Genomic DNA, 16,975 nt, shown 5'->3' with positions numbered 1-16,975 from the left:
AACCGGTGAAGGACAGCTTGCGCACGATCGGGTTGCTGGTCAGCTCGCTGCCGATGTCGCCGGCGCTGCCGGAAACCACGCTGAACACGCCAGCCGGAATGCCGGCACGCTGGGCCAGTTCGGCCAGGGCGAAGGCGGAAAACGGAGTTTGCGAAGCCGGCTTGAGCACCATGGTGCAACCGGCGGCCAGTGCTGGACCAGCCTTACGGGTGATCATCGCAGCCGGGAAGTTCCACGGGGTGATCGCAGCGGTCACGCCGATTGGCTGCTTGATCACAATCAGGCGTTTGTCTGGCTGGTGGCCCGGAATCACGTCACCGTAGATGCGCTTGGCTTCTTCGGCGAACCATTCGATGAACGACGCGGCGTAAACGATTTCGCCCTTGGCTTCGGCCAATGGCTTGCCTTGTTCCAGGGTCATCAGGCGAGCCAGGTCGTCCTGGTTCTCGATGATCAGCTCGAACCAGCGACGCAGCTTGTTCGCACGTTCTTTGGCGGTCAGTGCACGCCAGGCCGGCAGCGCTTTGTCAGCAGCTTCGATGGCACGGCGGGTTTCGGCCGCGCCCATTTTCGGCACGGTGCCCAGAATTTCGCCTGTTGCCGGGTTGTTGACCTTGATCGTCTGACCATTGTCCGCATCAACCCATGCGCCATCGATGAAGGCTTGCTGGCGGAACAACTGGCTGTCTTTAAGCTGCATGTCGGCTTTCCTTAACAGCACCGTAACAATACGGAGCAAATTATGATTGTAGAAAGGCGCCTCAATAGGCTGCCGTCAGGGAAATCATTCACCGGGCTGAAGCACATAAATAGCGCACTGATTGAACTCGTGCGGTTCAGCACCCAGACAAGAGCGTTTGAAATCTCAAACGAATCCTAGGATCAAAGGGGGTAAAGGACAATAGCCTGTTCGAAAAAAAGAACGAAAACGACGCTTTTGCCCATTTTTTCTGATCAACGTAGCAAACGCCCGTTACGCTTGTAATAAACGTAGACGATTCAGCAGCATGGACGCCCGCAGCGCATATGAGTATCATGGCGCCCGCATTGCACCAGTAGCTCAGCTGGATAGAGTACTGCCCTCCGAAGGCAGGGGTCGTGGGTTCGAATCCCGCCTGGTGCACCATACGTTGTAACAAGAAAGCCTCAGGCCGTTGGGTCTGGGGCTTTTTTGCGTTCTGGGTTTGGCGATGTCAATCGTTGAAACACCTGCCTCATTCTGCATTTTCCTCAATGCGTTCAGTATCGCGATAAACCAACACATGAGGGAATATGCCGATGACACAAGGCTATTCAAAACCGTGGCACAGCTATCAGGAGCAGCTTGAGCTACTGACAGCTCGCGGAATGGAAGTGACTGACCCCTTCAAAGCGTTGGAATACCTGGAGCGCATTGGCTACTACCGCCTCAGCGGCTATTGGTTTGCCTTTCGGGAGCGCACTGAGCTTTGCTGCCCACTCGATGGAAAAGGCAGTAATAAACCAAACAGAACGAAACCGACTCGCCTTCCTCTCGACAAATTCAAACCAGGAACAACATTCCAGAATGCCGTCGAATTGTACGTGTTTGATAAGAAGCTGCGATTTTTGGTCCTGGATGCGCTGGAGCGTATTGAAATTGCACTACGGGTGGACATTGCCCACGGTCTCGGTAAACACGGAAAATTTGCTTACCTCAAACCCGAACTGTTCCATGAAAGCTTTTCTATCCAGTTGGATGGCAAGACGGGACTGACGAAGCATCATGCCTGGCTTGGCAAACACGCTGCGCTGATCAATCGCTCGAATGAAGACTTTATTCGCCACAACAAAGAAAAATATGGTCTTCCATTAGCGGTCTGGGTGGCATGCGAGGTTTGGGACTTCGGAACGCTATCCACGCTTTATGCTGGAATGAGTGAAGCGGACCAGGATGCTATTTCTCAAAAGTACGGCATCACGAATGGAAGGGTTTTCGCCAGTTGGCTACGCAGCCTGAACTATCTACGCAATGTATGCGCTCATCACAGCCGCCTTTGGAACCGAAACATCGTTGATCAACCGAAATTGCCACCAGCCAAGCAGGCTCCCACGTTGTCTGCCTTTCATGATGATGCATATCGCCGGGCTCGCCCGTTCATGCTTTTGTGCATCGCCCAGCATCTGATGAAATTTATCAACCCATTGTCGAGTTGGGGGAAACGCTTGAAGGCGCTGTTGGAAAACGACTTTCCTGATCTGGCACACCTGGGTCTCAGCCTGGAAGGAATGGGGACCAATCAAGACTGGCAGAGATACGACTGGTGATATGCAGAAAGTCGGGACAATAAAAAACCCCTGAGCAGTCTCAGCGCCGAAGCGTATCAACCGACAGGGGCCGTGTTGTGGGCGATTATAAGGGTTGATGACCTATCGTCAACGACCGGGATCACCGGCAATCTTTGCTTCAGGTTACTGGGAGTAAGTCATTCCCGCGTCAGTTGTTCGGTTTGTCCAAACGCCTGCTTACGATAAAAACCGCCGAAGCGGTTTTTTCATTCTGTCGTCCAGTCGAACTCGTCATATTCATCGTCATCATCCTCGTCGTCCTCAAAGAATTCCTCTTCAAGGTCGTCGTCTTCAACAACGTCTTCTTCCGGCTGGTTCAGCAGAAAATCCTTGCGACTCTCGGTTATCGCTCGCCGCAGTTCTTCACCCTTTTGCGGGCAGTTGAGCATTTGGGCGATGCGGTCGATCTTTTTTGCCACGGCATCCTCCAACGCATCGGCTATGGCCTGATAGTGCGCGCTTTCGGGGGCGGATGCCAAATCCCCGGATGCTGCGCACTTCAGTTCTCTGCAAATCCGCCGGGGCGATCAGCCTTTAGCGGTGATAGCGCCGTACCACGCTGCTGTTTCTCAGGACGTGGCCTTTGATTTTTTCCAGCAACTGCGTACGGGTCAGGCCGGCGGGCAAGGCGTCCGGGGCCAGGTCCAGGGCGTAGATCTGGATGATGTAGTGGTGCGCGCTGTCGCCGACAGGCGGGCAAGGGCCGATGTATCCGGTGGTTGCCTTGCTGTTGGTGCCGCCGACGCCCTCAAGGCCGGGTTTACTCCCGGCGCCCGCCGGGATCTGGTGGGTGCCGGCCTTGATGCCGTAATGCACCCACTGATCGACGCCCTGGCCGTTCTGGCCATCAGGGTCGTGCATGACGATGGCGTAGCTTTGGGTGGCTGCCGGGCCGGCGTTCCAGTTCAATGCCGGGGAAATGTTATGTCCGCCACAGCCCGCGGAATCGCTGGCAGCGGCCGAGGTGAACAAACGGTCATCCGAGACGCCGGGAATATTCAGGGTGAAGCGTTCCTGGGCCTGCGCCGGGAACTGCACACAAAGGGCGACTGTTACGGCCGCGAGCCAAGGGTTCAATGAGGTTAATCGGGTCATACCGGAGCACCTTGTGCGTGTTGGGCCGTCGTCGGCGTGCAAACTATAGCCGGACCGTTCACGCCGTGGCAGGGGGGAAATTGGCTGAACCTCGCGATAAGCACCAGACTCTTAAGTGAAACGTCTGTCTGGAGAGCGATCATGACTCTGCATCGCGTTGCGCGCTTCATCGATGTGCCCGAAGACCGGGGTCTGGAAGTGCAGGTCCAGGGCAGCAAGATTCTGTTGTTGCGGGCGGGCGCACACCTGCGCGCCTATCAAGCCGAATGCCCGCATGCAGGAGCCCCGCTGGCGGACGGCGCGATATGTCACGGGCGCCTGACTTGCCCGTGGCACAAGGCGCAGTTTCGGATCGAGGATGGTGGCCTGTGTGAACCGCCAGCCCTGGACAGTCTCATGCGCTATCCCCTCGAAGTCCGTGACGGCGATATCTGGGTCGGCGACCAGCCATTACCGGACGCCCACACGCCGCCGGCCGACGATCCACGAACCTTCATCATTATCGGCGCTGGCGCGGCAGGCACGGCGGCAGCGGCGGCGTTGCGCGAGAAAGGTTTCGGTGGCCGGGTGCTGTTGATCGACCGCGAAGCCGATGCCGGATACGACCGCACCGCGCTGAGCAAATATGTGATCGCCGGGGAGATGCCGCCGCAGGAAGTCCCGCCGCTGCGCGACGAGGCGTTTTACCGCGAGCAGCGCATCGAGCGCCTGCAGGGCGAAGTGGCCAGCCTGGACGCATCAAACCGCACACTGCGGCTGACTGACGGCCAAGCACTGACATACGACGCCGCGCTGCTGGCCACCGGCGGCGTACCCAAACCGCTGACGCTGCCCGGTGCCGACCTGCCGCAGGTGTTCGTTTTACGCTCCAAAGTCCATGCACAGCAGATTCTCGACAGCGCCAGCGCCGGCCAGCGAGTCGTGATCATCGGCGACAGTTTCATTGCCATGGAGTCCGCCTCGTCCCTGCGCCAGCTTGGCCTGAATGTAACGGTGCTGGCCCGCCATGAAGTGCCGTTTGCCAAACAGTTCGGGGACACAGTCGGCAAGGCCATTCGCGCGCGGCATGAAGCCAATGGCGTCGTGTTTCACACCCAGGGCAATGCGGCGCGGATCGAAGGAACGGACAAGGTCGAAGCCGTGCGCCTGGACAACGGCCAACGCTTGGCGGCAGATCTGGTGCTGGTCGGCATTGGCGTCACACCAGCCACTGCTGCCTTCACCGGACTGCCGAAAGAGCAGGATCACTCACTGCGTGTCGACGGCGGAATGCGCGTGGCCGACGGCCTCTGGGCGGCTGGCGATATCGCCACGTTCCCGCTGAACAACCAACACTTGCGCATCGAACACTGGCGACTGGCCCAACAACAGGCGCGAATCGCTGCGGCCAATATGCTCGGTGGCGACGAGCATTACCTCGACGTGCCGTTTTTCTGGACCTGGCATTTCGGTAAAACCTACGACTACCTCGGGCACGCCGAGGCCTGGGACGAAGTCGAGTTCAAAGGCGACCCTTACGATCCGCCTTTCATAGGCCTGTTTGGAAAAAACGGTGTGGTGTCGGCGGCAGTAGCCTGCGAGATGGACTGGGCAATGGCGATGCTCGCTGAGCGGATGAAACAACCGTTGCCATGGGCAGAGGCATGGCGCCTGATCCGTGACGTTCCCTAGAGGGACAGCAAAACGCCCGGCGTCTGCGCGATGCAGAGGCCGGGCGTTGCGGAGTCAACAGCCGACGTTATTCGGTAGCGCCAGTTCCTGAAAATTTACTCATGACAAAACCGGCAAACTCTTCGACGGTCATCTTCTGGCCGTTGAAGTCCACCTGATTGTTGGCGTAATGCAGGTTGGTGACGATGTTATTGCCGTCCAGTGTTGCCAGTTGGCTGCCGACCGCCATGCTGCTGAACATGTCCGCGGTGGCGCTGGCCTGATCGGCAATCAGCTTGGCGTCGGTCTGACCGTCGATTTGCGATTGCACGGTAAGTACATCGACCAGCATGGGCTTGGACACTTGCAGCTTGAAGTCCAGCAGTGCGATCAGCTGTCTGACCAACTGATCGGTCGGCAGGTCGATGGCTTGTGGCTTGGTCAGGTCGAGCACCATATTGGCGCGGCTCTCGCCATTGGCAGTGTTGAACGACAGGTTTTCCAGGGCCACCCGCGGACCGGCCGCCAGCAGTTTTTCCAGGCTGGATTTGAGCAGCGCTTCTTCGGCTTCAGTGAGTTTCAGCTCCGGCGCCGGCAGGCCCGCCGCCGTCGCTTCGGCCGCCGCCCTTTCATACGGCTGCAGTCTGCTCTGGTAGACCTGCATCAACGACATCGTGGCCGGAATGTCGAGGTTCTTCAGGCTCATGGCCAGCGCACCGGAACCAATGGTTTTGCCGTTCAGGGACACTTCGCCGACCTTGTAATCGGCACGCCCGGAGGCGCTGCTGCCCGATTCTTCAGTCAGGTTTTTCATCTCGAATTTCTTGAAGTCCAGCACCGACTGCTTGACGCCAAAGGTCGATTTGCCGCTGGCCAGCTCAAGGACGTTCTCGCCGGTGTAGAAGCCGTAGGTACTTTTTGTCAGGTTGCTGGCCAGGGTCAGGCCATTCAATTCAACCTGCACCGGTGCCTGGTCTTCGGAAACAGTGGTTACCTTCAAGCTGTCCATGTAGCCGCTGGCCTTGACCTTCTGCGCCTGGGCGCTGGCGGCGACGTCGATGCTCAGGCCGGAGAACTTCATGCTCGACTTGTCATCCAGCGCCATCTCCAGCGGCTGCAACTCGAAGGTACCGTTGGTGGCGTTGTCATAGCCGATGTTGACCACGCCGGTCAGCGGGGATTTATCCTTGGCGGCGGCAAACCACTTCTCGGTGAGCGGGGTCTTTTCCAGTTCGTAGTGACTGGTCGCCAGGACCGGCAACCACTTCAGCGACACCAACCGCGAGAACGGCAACGGACCGTGTTCGATGTGATCGACAAACAGCAACTCGACTGGCGCTTCGCCGAACATTTCACCTTCGCCCTTGAGGCGGTAGTGCGCGGTGCTGCTGAATACATGACGCTCCAGCGACACCAGCTCCAGCGACGCGGTGCCGTTGGAACCGACCATGGCTGCTTGCAGTTCCTTGTTGGCATTGGCAATCGAGGTGTTCAACACACCGTCGAGCCTGGTGCCGGTGAACCAGGCTCCGCCTGCGCTGATGGCACCGATTGCGACAACAATTCCCAGTAGCACGCCTGCTGATTTATTCATGTATGACCCGTTCAATGTCCGTTGCTGAAAGAGAGGTCGTCTTCCCTGAACCCTTGACGGGTTGCGGCTCGACTGCGCTGAAAGTGGAGTGCAGATTAGCACCAGGCACGACGAACGGCCCAATGATTAAAGGTGAAAGAGTGTCATGGGGTTGATCACTGGGCTGGGGATTTTTTGCGCCTATGCAATCGCCTTCGCGAGCAAGCCCGCTCCCACAGGAGGAATGCATTCCAATGTGGGAGCGGGCTTGCTCGCGAAGGCGTCAGAACAGCCAACACAAGATCAGGAGTATTGGACTTCAATCTCATCGAGTTGATGATCAAAGCTTTTAAGCCGCGCAGTCCAGGTGTACACCAGCACTTCGAAGTCGCGGTTGATCACCGCCCCGCCCGTCACCTCCGCACGTGGATCGCAGACGTCCAGTTGATAGCGTTCGCGGGCCATGGCCGTGGCGACATCGGCCAGTTCCCGGGCATTGCTGAGCCAGTGCCGACCGTCGTCAGCCACTTGTCGGTCCAGCGCCAGGCATTGTTTTTTCAGGGTATCGAGGCTTTTTTCCAGCGGCGTGCCGGTCAGTTCGCCCATGACTTCCTGGAATGTGCGCCCCGGTTGCCAGTAGCTGCCCCAGAAATAGCGGTCGAACACCGTTTCGACCCGACGCAACGCCACCTTGGTATCCCAGATCAGGACCAGGGTCTTGCCTTGTTCGAGTTGTCTTTTTTTGATGCGTTGATTCTGGACCGAAGCCCAGGCCACCACCGCAACGGACATCACGGCAATCAGCGCGACGGCACTGTCGAGGAACGCCAGGGCCTTGTCGATCTGGTGGCCCAGCATGATGCCGTAGAAATAGGTGGCCGATAGCAGCACCAATGCCACGATGGCGCACCAGAAGCCGAGAGCATAAGGGTTTTTCATTATTGGTCCCCCTGACCTGCGCGAGCCTTGTGCGAAGAAAGGGCACTTTGCATGGAGCGCCCTTCCAACACTTCAAAGCATAGCAACGGCCTCAGGGTTTGCCGGAGTTCGACGCTTGCGTTCGTCCGCTTTCCCAACCGCCGCCCAACGCGAGGAACAAATCGATCTGGCTCGCGGCAACCTGGGTGTTCGCGGCCGCCAGTTGCGCCGTGACATCGATGTAGGTGCGGGTGGCCTGCAGGTCCGCCAGGAACGAGGCGCGGCCGGCCTGGAAGAAGCGATGGGTCTGGTCCGCCGCCAGTTTTGCCGATTGCTCGGCATCGGCCAGTGCGTCGCGGCGTTGCAGCAATGCCGTGTACTGGGCGAGGCCGGTCTGGGTTTCACGAATCGCGTTGAGCACCACGCCATCGAAATGCGCCAGCGTCGCCTGGGTCACCGCTTCGGCCTCGCGGATGCGTGCCCGGGCGCCGTTCGTCGGCACCTTCCAGGTCAGCGAAGGGCCGAAGCCCCAGCGGTTGGTCGACGGGTCGCCGAGATCGTCGAGGATACCGACGGTACCAATCGTCGCGCCGATGCTGATATTCGGGTACAGCTCACCCGTGGCGACACCGATGCCGGCCGTCGCGGCCGCCAGCCGCCGCTCTGCCTGCCGCACATCCGGGCGTCGCTTGAGCAACGCTGCGCCATCGCCCACCGGGACCAATTGCGCGATTTTCGGCAGCTCGTCGCAGGTGGCGGTGCCGGCCGGCAGTTGGTCCACCGGCTTGGCCAACAACATCGACAGGCGATACAGCCCGGCCTGACGTGAGGCTTCATAGCGCGGCATGTCAGCGCGCAGGGATTTGAATTGGGTTTGCGAGCGGGTGACCTGGGTTTCGTCGCCACGCCCTGCATCGCGCAGGCGCTGGATCAGTGTGGTGCTTTGCGCTTGCAGGTCGAGGGAGTGCTGGGCGATTTCACGCTCTTCATTGGCCGCGCACACCTGGGTGTAGGCCCGTACCACGTCGGCCACTACGGTGATGCGTGCCGTATCGGCGGCGGCCTGCGTCGCATCGGCATTGGCCTTGGCCGCTTCGATACCGCGTTGCAAGGTGCCGAACAGGTCGAATTGGTAGGACGCGCTGATGCCGATGTCGCCAATGTTGGCCACCGGCACTTTTTCCGGTATCAGGAACGCCTGGCCGGACTCCTGCAAGCGCTGGGCGCCCATCTGCACGCCGCCGCTCCAGCCGCCTGCCGCTTCGGCCTCATCCACCTGAGCGCGAGACCGCAACAGGCTGGCCGCCGCCACGCGCAAATCGGTGTTGGAAGCCATGGCCTGCTGTACCAGCTGGTCGAGTCGCGGGTCTTGATACAGGCGCCACCAGTCGGCCGGCACCGGTGCGGACACCACCGTTTTACCGTCAACCGCCAGATCGCCCTGGAAGTCGGGCCGATGGACAGCCGCCTCATCGGGCAAACGATAATCCGGCCCGACCATCTGGCACGCCGACAGCAGCAAACCTAAACCGGCGACCGCCAAACCCGAGGCCTTGCTCATTGCGCCAGCTCCCGTTGCTGATCGTCGATGATCGAAACCGTGGCGGTGCGTCCGGCGATCATGCGGAAATCTTCCGGCACGTCATCGAAGGCGATCCGTACCGGAATCCGCTGCGCCAGGCGCACCCAGCTGAATGCCGGGTTGACGTTGGGCAACAGGTTGTTGCCGCTGGTGCGGTCGCGGTCTTCGATACCGGCAACGATGCTTTCCACATGCCCGCGCAGGCGCGCATTGTCGCCGATCACCCGGATGTCGACGCTTTGGCCAATATGGATGCCGTTCAGTTTGGTTTCTTCGAAATAGCCGTCGATGTGGAATGAATTGCTGTCGACCACCGACAACACCGGACGCCCGGCGCTGACGAACTCCTGGGCTCGTGGCGCACGGTCGTTGACGTAGCCGTCCACCGGGCTGCGGATCACCGAGCGATCGAGGTTGAGTTGTGCGCTGTCCACCGCCACCTGGGCTTCCATCAGGGCCACCTGGGCGCGGGCGACTTTTGACTGGCTTTCTTCCAGTTGTTCACCCGGCACCAGATTGCCGAGACCTTTGTTTCGCTTGGCTTCGCGCTGGGCCTGGGCCAGGGTTTCTTCGCGGTCGGCAACGGCCGCCTTGGCCTGGCGCAGCGCCAGCTTGAAGCGGTCCGGATCGATGCTGAACAGCACCTGGCCGCGCTGGACCAACTGGTTGTCGCGCACTTCCACTTGCTGGATCAACCCGGAGACATCCGGCGCGATTTGCACGATGTCGGCACGGATGTGTCCGTCGCGGGTCCAGGGTGCAAACATGTAATACATCACCATGCGCCAGACCACGACCACGGCGAAGCTCACGATCAGCAGGGTCAACACCACGCGACCAAGGGTTAGAAAGGGTTTTTTCATGTCATCAGGTATCGACTGAGTGAATCCACAGCGCCAAGCAGCAAGGCGTAGAGGGCCACGTTGAACAATGCCCGGTGCCAGACCAGACGGTAAAAGTGCAGGCGCGTCAGCACCCCGTGCACCAACAGGTACAACACATACGTAATGCCCATCAGCACCAGCAGCGTGGGCAGGAACACTCCGCTGAGATCCAGGTCACCGATCATAAAGGCGCTCCATCAATGCCATGGGGAAGCGGTTCTTCCGGCTCGGCGGCACCGACGAATTCGACGCCGGGCAACAGTGCCAGGCGCAAGCCGCTCAGGGCGTGCAGCAGATGCCGACGGGTTTCATCATCGCCGGCACCGCTGAGGGCGCGACGCGTGCGGTCGAGGGTCATCAGCAACGGGCTCGGTGCCGGCAAGCGTTCACCGGCCTTGAGACAGGCCTTGAAGTACTCGCCCACCTCGGCCACCACCTGGCGCAGCAGCACCTGCGGCACACCGAGGACCCGCGGCGTATACGCGAGCAGGTCCAACAGATTCAGTGCCACTCGCACTTCCCGCAGCGCCACGCCGGAGTCCTGGCCGGTCATGGCCAGGCGCGGCAGATGCTGCATCAGCCGATCGAGCATCCGTATGCCCAGAAGCCGATGCTCAGACAGCGTGGCCGGTTCAGAGAGGCCGACGATGTCACGCCAGCTGAATCGGGTCAGGCGCTTGGCCGCCAGTTCAGCACCGAACGGCCGGGCGATCAGGGTCCAGATGAACGCGAACAGCAGCCCCATGGGACCGGCCAGGTTGGAGTTGGCGAAACTGAGGAAATCCGCGTCGTAAGCACCCTGAATACTGATAAAGGACGAGGTATTGACCAGGGTCAGCAGCATGCCCAGGTAAAACTGCGGTTTGACGGTCAGGGTGCCGACGCAAATGAACGGTACGGCGAACGCCAGCACCAGCATCGGAAAGTCATGCAGATTGGGCAGCACCAGAAACAGATAAAGGCTGGCGAACAATACTGACATCGCCGTCCAGAAAAAGAACCGGTAAATCTGCGGCGCCGGGTCGTCCATCGAGGCGAAGAAGCTACACGCCACCGCCGCCAGAATGACCGCGCTGCCGCCATCGGTCCAACCCAGCAGAATCCACAATACCGAGGCGACAATGATTGCCGTGACCGTCGACGCAGCGGAATAAAACATCAGGCCGCGATCCAGAAACGGCGTCAGCCGTCCCAGCCGCCAGTGCCGATACACCGCGCGCCAGCTGTCCTGGCTTTCGCACTGGATGGCGTATTGCAGGCTGCGGCAGTCTTGCCACAAATCGATCCACTCGCCGAGGCGGTAAATGGCGTTGGAGAACAGCAATTGCTTGCGATCATCCAGTGCTTCGGGAGCAGGTTGCAGGGCCTCAAGTTGATCCTTCAGGGCTTGCCAGCGGTCGAGATCGGCATCCTTGTGCCCGAGCCATTCGGTGGTGGCGGTCAACAACGGTGCGAACTTGTCCACAAGCTCGGGAGTGCGCCGTTCCAAGGCATAAAGTGCGTCGTCGAGGGCATCGATCACTGGCAGCAGGTGAATCATCCGTCCGCGCAACTCCTTGGTGTTGCGCACCGTCTGCGGACGCGAGCCTTCGTGGGGCAACTGACCGATCATCAATTCCAGGGAGTTGAACGTGGCAACCATCGATGCACGCAACGCACTGACTTCTTCAGGCTGCACGTTGCGGCTGAGGAAGCGCAGGCTGTAGGTCGATGCATCGGCAAACCATTTGCTCACAGAATCATTGAACACCGGCGCCAGGCGCCGCGGCCAGAACATGGCACCGACCACCGCCGCCACGGCGATGCCGAGAAAGATTTCTTCGGTCCGTGCTTCGGCCACGTCCCACACCCCCAGCGGGTTATTCACCACTGGCAGGGCGATCAACGGCAAGGTGTAACCGGCGAGCATCAAGGCGTAGTTGTTGGCCGTGCGCAAATGCAGGGACAGAAACAGCAGCGTGCCGGTCCACAGGGCAATCACTACCACCAACACATAGGGGCTCTGCACAAACATCGGCACGAACAGAACCGCCGCCGCAGCGCCGATAAAGGTGCCGACCGCCCGGTACAACGCCTTGGAACTGGTAGGGCCGAGAAACGGACTGGAAACGATGTACACCGTGGCCATCGCCCAGTACGGACGCGGCATTTGCATGAGCAGGGCGATATACAGCGCGATCATCGATGCAGCGAATGTGCGCACGCCGTAGAACCAGTCCCGCGCCGGTGGCATGCCAGAGAAAAATCCGTTCAAGAAATGGCCACCGATGGCGGCGTGGCCGCTTCAAAAGCTCTCAGTACCCGCAGCGTAGCTTCCAGATCACTCTGGTCAATGCCTCCAAGTACTTCGTGGCGCAAGCGCACCAGTTCCACTTCAACCGCCTGCACCAGGTCCCGGCCGGTTTCGGTCAGGCTCAGGCATTTGGCGCGGCGGTCCTGTGTGTCTTCGGTGCGGCAAACGTAACCGTCATGGCACAGCTGATCGAGCAAACGTACCAGCGAGGGGCTCTCCATCCCGGCGGCCTGGGCCACCGTCACCTGGCGCACGCCCTCACCCAGACGCCCGATCATCAACAGCGGAACGGCGCAGGCTTCGGAGATTCCATAGTTGACCAGCGTGGTCTGGCAGATTTTGCGCCAATGCCTGGCGGCCACCACCATGGCGCTGCTGATGTTCATCTGGAGAACGTCGAGGTTATTCGGCACGAGGGAAAACACACACTGTTAGTTTGCTAACTATCAATATCGCACTGGAGAGGATTTTCCGTCAAGTTTTGAAACAAATTCGTAACAGCAACCTGCAAAGAGCCATCAACGTTTCTTGGCACGCTCATACGCTTCACTGTGTTCGCGCTTTCCTACTGCAACGACAGAAACGACGACGCGCTCATCTATTACCTCGTAGACGAGTCGATATCCCGATGACCTCAATTTGATTTTGTAGCAGTCAGGCATGCCATGCAGCGCGTCAGACTGGATTCGAGGCAATTCAACGCGCTCTGACAGTTTCTTTTTGAATTGCTCACGCAGCGTATGCCCCAGCTTGTCCCATTCTTTGCGTGCAGACGGCAAAAATTCGAGCTTATAAGTCATCCAGGGTTACCGGGATCGGCGTTTCATGACGACGAGAACGCACGATTTCCGCCAACTCCAAATCATCCAGACGTTCCATCATGGCTTCGAACACATCGGCAGGAACCATGTAACCCATGACGCGATTGTGATTGAGCACTGCGACGGGCCCTCCATGGGCGCCATTCAAAACGGCAGATGGGTTTTTCTTTAGTTCAGACACACTGACAGCCATGTTGGCCAGAACACTTTGCATAATTAAGACCTCAAATAAGGTCTTAATTCTGGTCAATTATTTTGATCAGAGCAACCTCGGTGGACCGCCGCCTATCACTTTTTACGCCCCCCGCCCCTTCCTCAACATCACATCCAGCTGATCCACCACCTCAGCCCAATCCGCGTCATCGAGAATCTCGTCTCGCAGGAAATCCGCCTGGCACTTGCTCCAGAAGAACGCATCCGCCAGTTGCAGATCCGGCTTTAACGGTGAATGGGTCGCGATGAATTTATCGATGCTTTCGGCGTCATCCGGCAGGCCAAGTTGTTTGAACAGCGAAGGCAGGTTGTGGGTCGGGTTTTCCATGACGAACTCCGGTGAACTTATCAAGGGACCGCTGCGCGGTCATTCGCGGGCAAGCCCGCTCCCACAGGTTAATCGCAGTCCCTGTGGGAGCGGGCTTGCCCGCGAATGACGTCAGCATTGACGAAACAAAACTCAATGACTCAACTCCCGCACCTCGGCATGCGGCACCATTTTCAGAAACTCGGGCACGTCCATACGTACCAGGTTGACGTGGTTGCCGGCCTCCAGATAGATGTCTTTCTGCCGGGTCAGCAGAGGATCGATAACCACCTCCAGCCCATAGGCCTCACCCAGCGCCGGTACGGCACCGCGTTCGCAATCTTCGAACAGGTGCGCCAGGTTGCTTTCGCGGGAAACCTGCCATTCACCGCTACTGCGGACTTTGCTCAGGTCAAGGTGACGGCTGGCGGGTAGCACGGCCATCAGATAATGCCCATGGTGATCGTCGAGGATCACCGACTTGGCCACCCGTTCGGCAGGAATGCCTGCGACCCGCGCCGTTTCAAGACTGCTGGCCGAGTGTGGGTGGCTGACGATGTCATATTCGCATTGAGCCTTCTCCAGGCTTCGCTGCACGGTTCTTGCCATACGCATGATGCACCTCGGTGTCCGCCATGACCGCTGGCAGACGATGATTAAAGCTTTGCTTGCGTAGTAAAAGTCTAGGCCCGTCAGCGCGTTCCGGCGGGAAATCCGCCCATCGGACGCCGACGGCAATTGAGCAAAATTCATACCGGCCGAGGCTCAACTAAACTGTGTACAGAATCACTCCACGACTCTCCCGGAGGGTCAAGTGAACATGCGTTGCTGTGCAGTTGCGTTGCTGTTGGCGTTGAGCGGATCGGCCTGCGCCACCGACACAGTTGTGTTGCTAGTGCCCAACCCCATCGGGATCTGGCTGATCACCTTCGGCCTCGCGTTCCTGATCGCTGAGGCGGCCCTGCCCAATTACGGCGTGATCGGCCTGGGCGGCATCGTGATGTTCGTGATCGGCGCGGTGATCCTTTCCAACACCGAAGTGCCCGTGCCATTGATGATCGGCCTGGGACTACTCAGCGCGCTGTTGCTGATCTACCTGGTGGTCCACGCCCTGAAGACCCGACCGCGCCACACCGTCAGCGGTGATGCCGGGCTGGTCGGCAGCGTGACGGCGGTGACGTCATTGCAGGCCGGCAACGCCTATGGCGGCTGGGTGCATCTGCAAGGAGAACGATGGCAAGTGCTCAGCGCGACGCCGCTGCAACCCGGGCAACCGGTGCGGGTGGTGGGACGCAAGGGTTTGCTGCTGCAAGTGGCCGCGGCTGACGCGGCGCCGGGTGGAGAATAGTCATGGGTTTGCAAGTGGGTCTTGTCGCGCTGCTATTGCTGCTCATCGCACTGGCGGGGGCGACGTTTCGCATCCTGCGCGAGTACGAGCGCGGGGTGGTGTTCCAGCTCGGGCGCTTCTGGCAGGTCAAGGGCCCCGGCCTGATCCTGCTGATTCCGGCGGTCCAGCAAATGGTTCGCGTCGATTTGCGCACGGTGGTCCTCGACGTACCGGCGCAAGACGTGATCACCCGCGACAACGTTTCGGTGAAGGTCAATGCGGTGCTGTATTTCCGCGTGCTCGATCCGCAAAAGGCGATCATCCAGGTCGAAGACTTTCTGATGGCCACCAGCCAATTGGCTCAAACCACCTTGCGGGCGGTGCTCGGTAAACATGAACTGGATGAACTGCTCGCCGAGCGTGAACGGTTGAACATCGATATCCAGCAAGTGCTCGACGCCCAGACTGACGCCTGGGGCATCAAAGTCGCCAACGTCGAGATCAAACACGTGGACCTCAATGAATCGATGATCCGCGCCATCGCCAAGCAGGCCGAAGCCGAACGGGAACGGCGAGCCAAGGTGATCCACGCCGAAGGCGAATTGCAGGCGTCGGAAAAACTCATGCAGGCCGCCGAAATGCTTGGTCGCCAACCGGGGGCCATGCAGTTGCGCTACATGCAGACCCTGAGTTCGATTGCCGGCGACAAGAGCTCGACCATCGTTTTTCCGTTGCCGATCGAGTTGCTCAAGGGCATGGCGGACTTGTCGTCGAAATCCTGACGGTTGCGATGACTTCACTCATTGCCCGTTATTGCCGGACAGGTACAACCTCGCAGCGGCACCACCGGCCTTCATCTGACGACCGATATGCCATTGCGCCGGCAAAGGTTCGAATTCGTCCGGCACGTCAGCGGTGCCGATCAACCAGATTCGTTCAGTGCCCTTGGGCAGATCGCTCAAGTGGTCCAGATACACGTCTGGCGTAGTCAACGTACCGAAACCATATTCGTTCGGCCGGCTCGAAGTGCCATCGGCCCGTGGCGGGGTGTACAGCAGAGGCTGAGTTTCGGTGCGGTTGTAGTAGACGTAACTCAAGTACCAGAGCATGTCGCTGGTGACGATCCGGTCCCCCGGCTGAAAATGCAGATTGACGTCATCCACCAGCACATTGACCTGATCATGGACGTCCACCGTGGCATTGTTTTTCAGGCCCACCAGTTCAACACCGACAAACAGCACCAGCACCGTCAAGGCCAGCACCCGGGAGCCGTTGTACAAGCGGTCGATCGCCAATGCCGCCAGCAACGGCAGGCCAAGGGCATACGCGGTGAGGTAGCGCTCGATGAATATCGGCGAAAAAAACGACACCGCAAACACCAACAGCATCGGGACAAAGGTATAGACCGCGAGCAACACACTGCCGCGAAACACACTGCGATCACGCGCCAGCGCCACCCACGCCAATACCGGCAAGGTCAGCGGCAAGGCAATAAATACCAGGGGCGGCAGGGTTTCACCGTCGTCCTGGGTCAGCAACGACCAGACCATCGACGGTAAGGAATCCAGGCTGACGGGCAGTTCCCAGCCAACGTCGCCATTGGCCTTGAGCTGATCCAGGTGCCGTATCAGGTCGACAAACCCCGGCAACCACGGCAGATACAGCGCCACGATAGCCACATTGGCCAGCCACCAGTCACCCCGCTGGATGTGCCGCAGACGATGGCCCGGCTGCACGCGGATGATCCCCAGGTACAACCAATGGCAGAGTACGCACAGGGCCGTGAAGTAATGTGTGTAAAACGCCGCGCTCATCAGCACGACATACATCACCAGGTAGCGCCGGCACTGCGGCTTGCGGATCCAGTACACCAGCGCAATGGTTGCCCCCAGCAACCACAGGCCCAGCAGCGAATACATGCGCACTTCCTGGCTATAGCGCACCGCCGTCGGGAGCAAGGCCAACAGGAAACCGGCCAATATCGCGGCACGGCGGGTGGCGAGCC

General features: G+C 59.5%; 19 protein-coding genes and 1 tRNA gene. 5 read left to right on the top strand and 15 right to left on the bottom strand.

Going from position 1 to position 16,975, the window contains the following annotated elements; genetic code table 11:
* Nucleotides 1-700, bottom strand: a 700-nt coding sequence (locus PMI28_RS13375) for an aldehyde dehydrogenase family protein (RefSeq protein ID WP_007987415.1), incomplete at its 3' end; no start/stop codon positions are given.
* Between the two features lie 349 nt (nt 701-1,049).
* Here PMI28_RS13375 and PMI28_RS13380 point away from each other — a divergent pair.
* Nucleotides 1,050-1,126 (top strand) — tRNA-Arg (locus PMI28_RS13380).
* 152 nt (nt 1,127-1,278) lie between these two features.
* Nucleotides 1,279-2,286, top strand: a complete 1,008-nt coding sequence (locus PMI28_RS13385) for an Abi family protein (RefSeq protein WP_007987412.1) — start codon at nt 1,279-1,281, stop codon at nt 2,284-2,286.
* Between the two features lie 227 nt (nt 2,287-2,513).
* Here PMI28_RS13385 and PMI28_RS0128570 read toward each other — a convergent pair whose 3' ends face one another.
* Entirely contained in the window at nt 2,514-2,786 is a 273-nt protein-coding gene (locus tag PMI28_RS0128570; RefSeq protein ID WP_033063362.1) for a hypothetical protein, read from the bottom strand.
* A 55-nt stretch (nt 2,787-2,841) separates the two neighbouring features.
* Nucleotides 2,842-3,402, bottom strand: coding sequence for a YbhB/YbcL family Raf kinase inhibitor-like protein (locus tag PMI28_RS13390; RefSeq protein ID WP_007987408.1), 561 nt, complete (start codon nt 3,400-3,402; stop codon nt 2,842-2,844).
* A 141-nt stretch (nt 3,403-3,543) separates the two neighbouring features.
* Between PMI28_RS13390 and PMI28_RS13395 the strand changes: the two genes are divergently transcribed.
* On the top strand, nt 3,544-5,073 hold the full coding sequence (locus tag PMI28_RS13395) for an FAD-dependent oxidoreductase (protein ID WP_007987407.1): 1,530 nt from the start codon (nt 3,544-3,546) through the stop codon (nt 5,071-5,073).
* Between the two features lie 67 nt (nt 5,074-5,140).
* Here PMI28_RS13395 and PMI28_RS13400 read toward each other — a convergent pair whose 3' ends face one another.
* The 11 genes from PMI28_RS13400 to PMI28_RS13450 form a co-directional block, all read right to left on the bottom strand.
* Nucleotides 5,141-6,646, bottom strand: a complete 1,506-nt coding sequence (locus tag PMI28_RS13400) for a YdgA family protein (protein ID WP_007987405.1) — start codon at nt 6,644-6,646, stop codon at nt 5,141-5,143.
* Nucleotides 6,647-6,928: 282 nt separating this feature from the next.
* Nucleotides 6,929-7,564: a hypothetical protein gene (locus PMI28_RS13405; RefSeq protein ID WP_007987404.1), complete on the bottom strand. Its 636-nt coding sequence runs from the start codon at nt 7,562-7,564 to the stop codon at nt 6,929-6,931.
* Nucleotides 7,565-7,655: 91 nt separating this feature from the next.
* Nucleotides 7,656-9,104: an efflux transporter outer membrane subunit gene (locus tag PMI28_RS13410; RefSeq protein WP_007987402.1), complete on the bottom strand. Its 1,449-nt coding sequence runs from the start codon at nt 9,102-9,104 to the stop codon at nt 7,656-7,658.
* The gene (locus PMI28_RS13415) at nt 9,101-9,988 is read right to left on the bottom strand and encodes an efflux RND transporter periplasmic adaptor subunit (protein WP_007987400.1); all 888 of its coding nucleotides are present in this window, start codon (nt 9,986-9,988) and stop codon (nt 9,101-9,103) included. The genes PMI28_RS13410 and PMI28_RS13415 overlap by 4 nt, the downstream gene beginning before the upstream one ends.
* Complete coding sequence (locus PMI28_RS13420; RefSeq protein ID WP_007987399.1) at nt 9,985-10,194, bottom strand: DUF1656 domain-containing protein; 210 nt, start codon at nt 10,192-10,194, stop codon at nt 9,985-9,987. Before PMI28_RS13420 ends, PMI28_RS13415 begins: the two co-directional genes overlap by 4 nt.
* Complete coding sequence (locus tag PMI28_RS13425) at nt 10,191-12,263, bottom strand: FUSC family protein (protein ID WP_033063361.1); 2,073 nt, start codon at nt 12,261-12,263, stop codon at nt 10,191-10,193. Before PMI28_RS13425 ends, PMI28_RS13420 begins: the two co-directional genes overlap by 4 nt.
* A complete protein-coding gene (locus tag PMI28_RS13430; RefSeq protein WP_007987395.1) occupies nt 12,260-12,688 on the bottom strand; it encodes a MarR family winged helix-turn-helix transcriptional regulator in 429 nt (142 codons plus the stop codon). Before PMI28_RS13430 ends, PMI28_RS13425 begins: the two co-directional genes overlap by 4 nt.
* Nucleotides 12,689-12,820: 132 nt before the next feature.
* Nucleotides 12,821-13,102 carry a type II toxin-antitoxin system RelE family toxin gene (locus tag PMI28_RS13435; RefSeq protein ID WP_007987392.1) on the bottom strand — a complete coding sequence of 94 codons (282 nt, stop codon included), beginning with the start codon at nt 13,100-13,102 and terminating at the stop codon, nt 12,821-12,823.
* Complete coding sequence (locus tag PMI28_RS13440; RefSeq protein WP_007987390.1) at nt 13,092-13,337, bottom strand: type II toxin-antitoxin system prevent-host-death family antitoxin; 246 nt, start codon at nt 13,335-13,337, stop codon at nt 13,092-13,094. Before PMI28_RS13440 ends, PMI28_RS13435 begins: the two co-directional genes overlap by 11 nt.
* Nucleotides 13,338-13,418: 81 nt before the next feature.
* Nucleotides 13,419-13,664, bottom strand: coding sequence for a DUF2789 domain-containing protein (locus tag PMI28_RS13445; protein WP_007987388.1), 246 nt, complete (start codon nt 13,662-13,664; stop codon nt 13,419-13,421).
* A gap of 132 nt (nt 13,665-13,796) precedes the next feature.
* Entirely contained in the window at nt 13,797-14,258 is a 462-nt protein-coding gene (locus PMI28_RS13450) for an aminoacyl-tRNA deacylase (protein WP_007987387.1), read from the bottom strand.
* Nucleotides 14,259-14,457: 199 nt separating this feature from the next.
* On the opposite strand from PMI28_RS13450, the gene PMI28_RS13455 reads away from it, so the two are divergent.
* Both PMI28_RS13455 and PMI28_RS13460 read left to right on the top strand, forming a co-directional pair.
* Nucleotides 14,458-14,991 carry an NfeD family protein gene (locus PMI28_RS13455; RefSeq protein WP_033063360.1) on the top strand — a complete coding sequence of 178 codons (534 nt, stop codon included), beginning with the start codon at nt 14,458-14,460 and terminating at the stop codon, nt 14,989-14,991.
* 2 nt (nt 14,992-14,993) lie between these two features.
* On the top strand, nt 14,994-15,752 hold the full coding sequence (locus PMI28_RS13460; RefSeq protein ID WP_007987382.1) for a slipin family protein: 759 nt from the start codon (nt 14,994-14,996) through the stop codon (nt 15,750-15,752).
* An 18-nt stretch (nt 15,753-15,770) separates the two neighbouring features.
* Here PMI28_RS13460 and PMI28_RS13465 read toward each other — a convergent pair.
* Nucleotides 15,771-16,975 (bottom strand): glycosyltransferase family 39 protein (locus PMI28_RS13465; protein ID WP_007987380.1); only part of this gene is annotated, 1,205 nt, incomplete at its 5' end.

The organism is Pseudomonas sp. GM48 (assembly GCF_000282335.1).
Lineage (GTDB): Bacteria > Pseudomonadota > Gammaproteobacteria > Pseudomonadales > Pseudomonadaceae > Aquipseudomonas.
This window is presented reverse-complemented; position numbering and strand designations above follow the sequence as displayed.

Coding starts and splice junctions, on each gene's coding strand:
- PMI28_RS13385 (WP_007987412.1), top strand. CDS start 1,279: ATGACACAAGGCTATTCAAAACCGTGGCACAGCTATCAGGAGCAGCTT.
- PMI28_RS13390 (WP_007987408.1), bottom strand. CDS start 3,402: ATGACCCGATTAACCTCATTGAACCCTTGGCTCGCGGCCGTAACAGTC.
- PMI28_RS13395 (WP_007987407.1), top strand. CDS start 3,544: ATGACTCTGCATCGCGTTGCGCGCTTCATCGATGTGCCCGAAGACCGG.
- PMI28_RS13400 (WP_007987405.1), bottom strand. CDS start 6,646: ATGAATAAATCAGCAGGCGTGCTACTGGGAATTGTTGTCGCAATCGGT.
- PMI28_RS13405 (WP_007987404.1), bottom strand. CDS start 7,564: ATGAAAAACCCTTATGCTCTCGGCTTCTGGTGCGCCATCGTGGCATTG.
- PMI28_RS13410 (WP_007987402.1), bottom strand. CDS start 9,104: ATGAGCAAGGCCTCGGGTTTGGCGGTCGCCGGTTTAGGTTTGCTGCTG.
- PMI28_RS13415 (WP_007987400.1), bottom strand. CDS start 9,988: ATGAAAAAACCCTTTCTAACCCTTGGTCGCGTGGTGTTGACCCTGCTG.
- PMI28_RS13420 (WP_007987399.1), bottom strand. CDS start 10,194: ATGATCGGTGACCTGGATCTCAGCGGAGTGTTCCTGCCCACGCTGCTG.
- PMI28_RS13430 (WP_007987395.1), bottom strand. CDS start 12,688: ATGAACATCAGCAGCGCCATGGTGGTGGCCGCCAGGCATTGGCGCAAA.
- PMI28_RS13435 (WP_007987392.1), bottom strand. CDS start 13,102: ATGACTTATAAGCTCGAATTTTTGCCGTCTGCACGCAAAGAATGGGAC.
- PMI28_RS13440 (WP_007987390.1), bottom strand. CDS start 13,337: ATGCAAAGTGTTCTGGCCAACATGGCTGTCAGTGTGTCTGAACTAAAG.
- PMI28_RS13445 (WP_007987388.1), bottom strand. CDS start 13,664: ATGGAAAACCCGACCCACAACCTGCCTTCGCTGTTCAAACAACTTGGC.
- PMI28_RS13450 (WP_007987387.1), bottom strand. CDS start 14,258: ATGCGTATGGCAAGAACCGTGCAGCGAAGCCTGGAGAAGGCTCAATGC.
- PMI28_RS13460 (WP_007987382.1), top strand. CDS start 14,994: ATGGGTTTGCAAGTGGGTCTTGTCGCGCTGCTATTGCTGCTCATCGCA.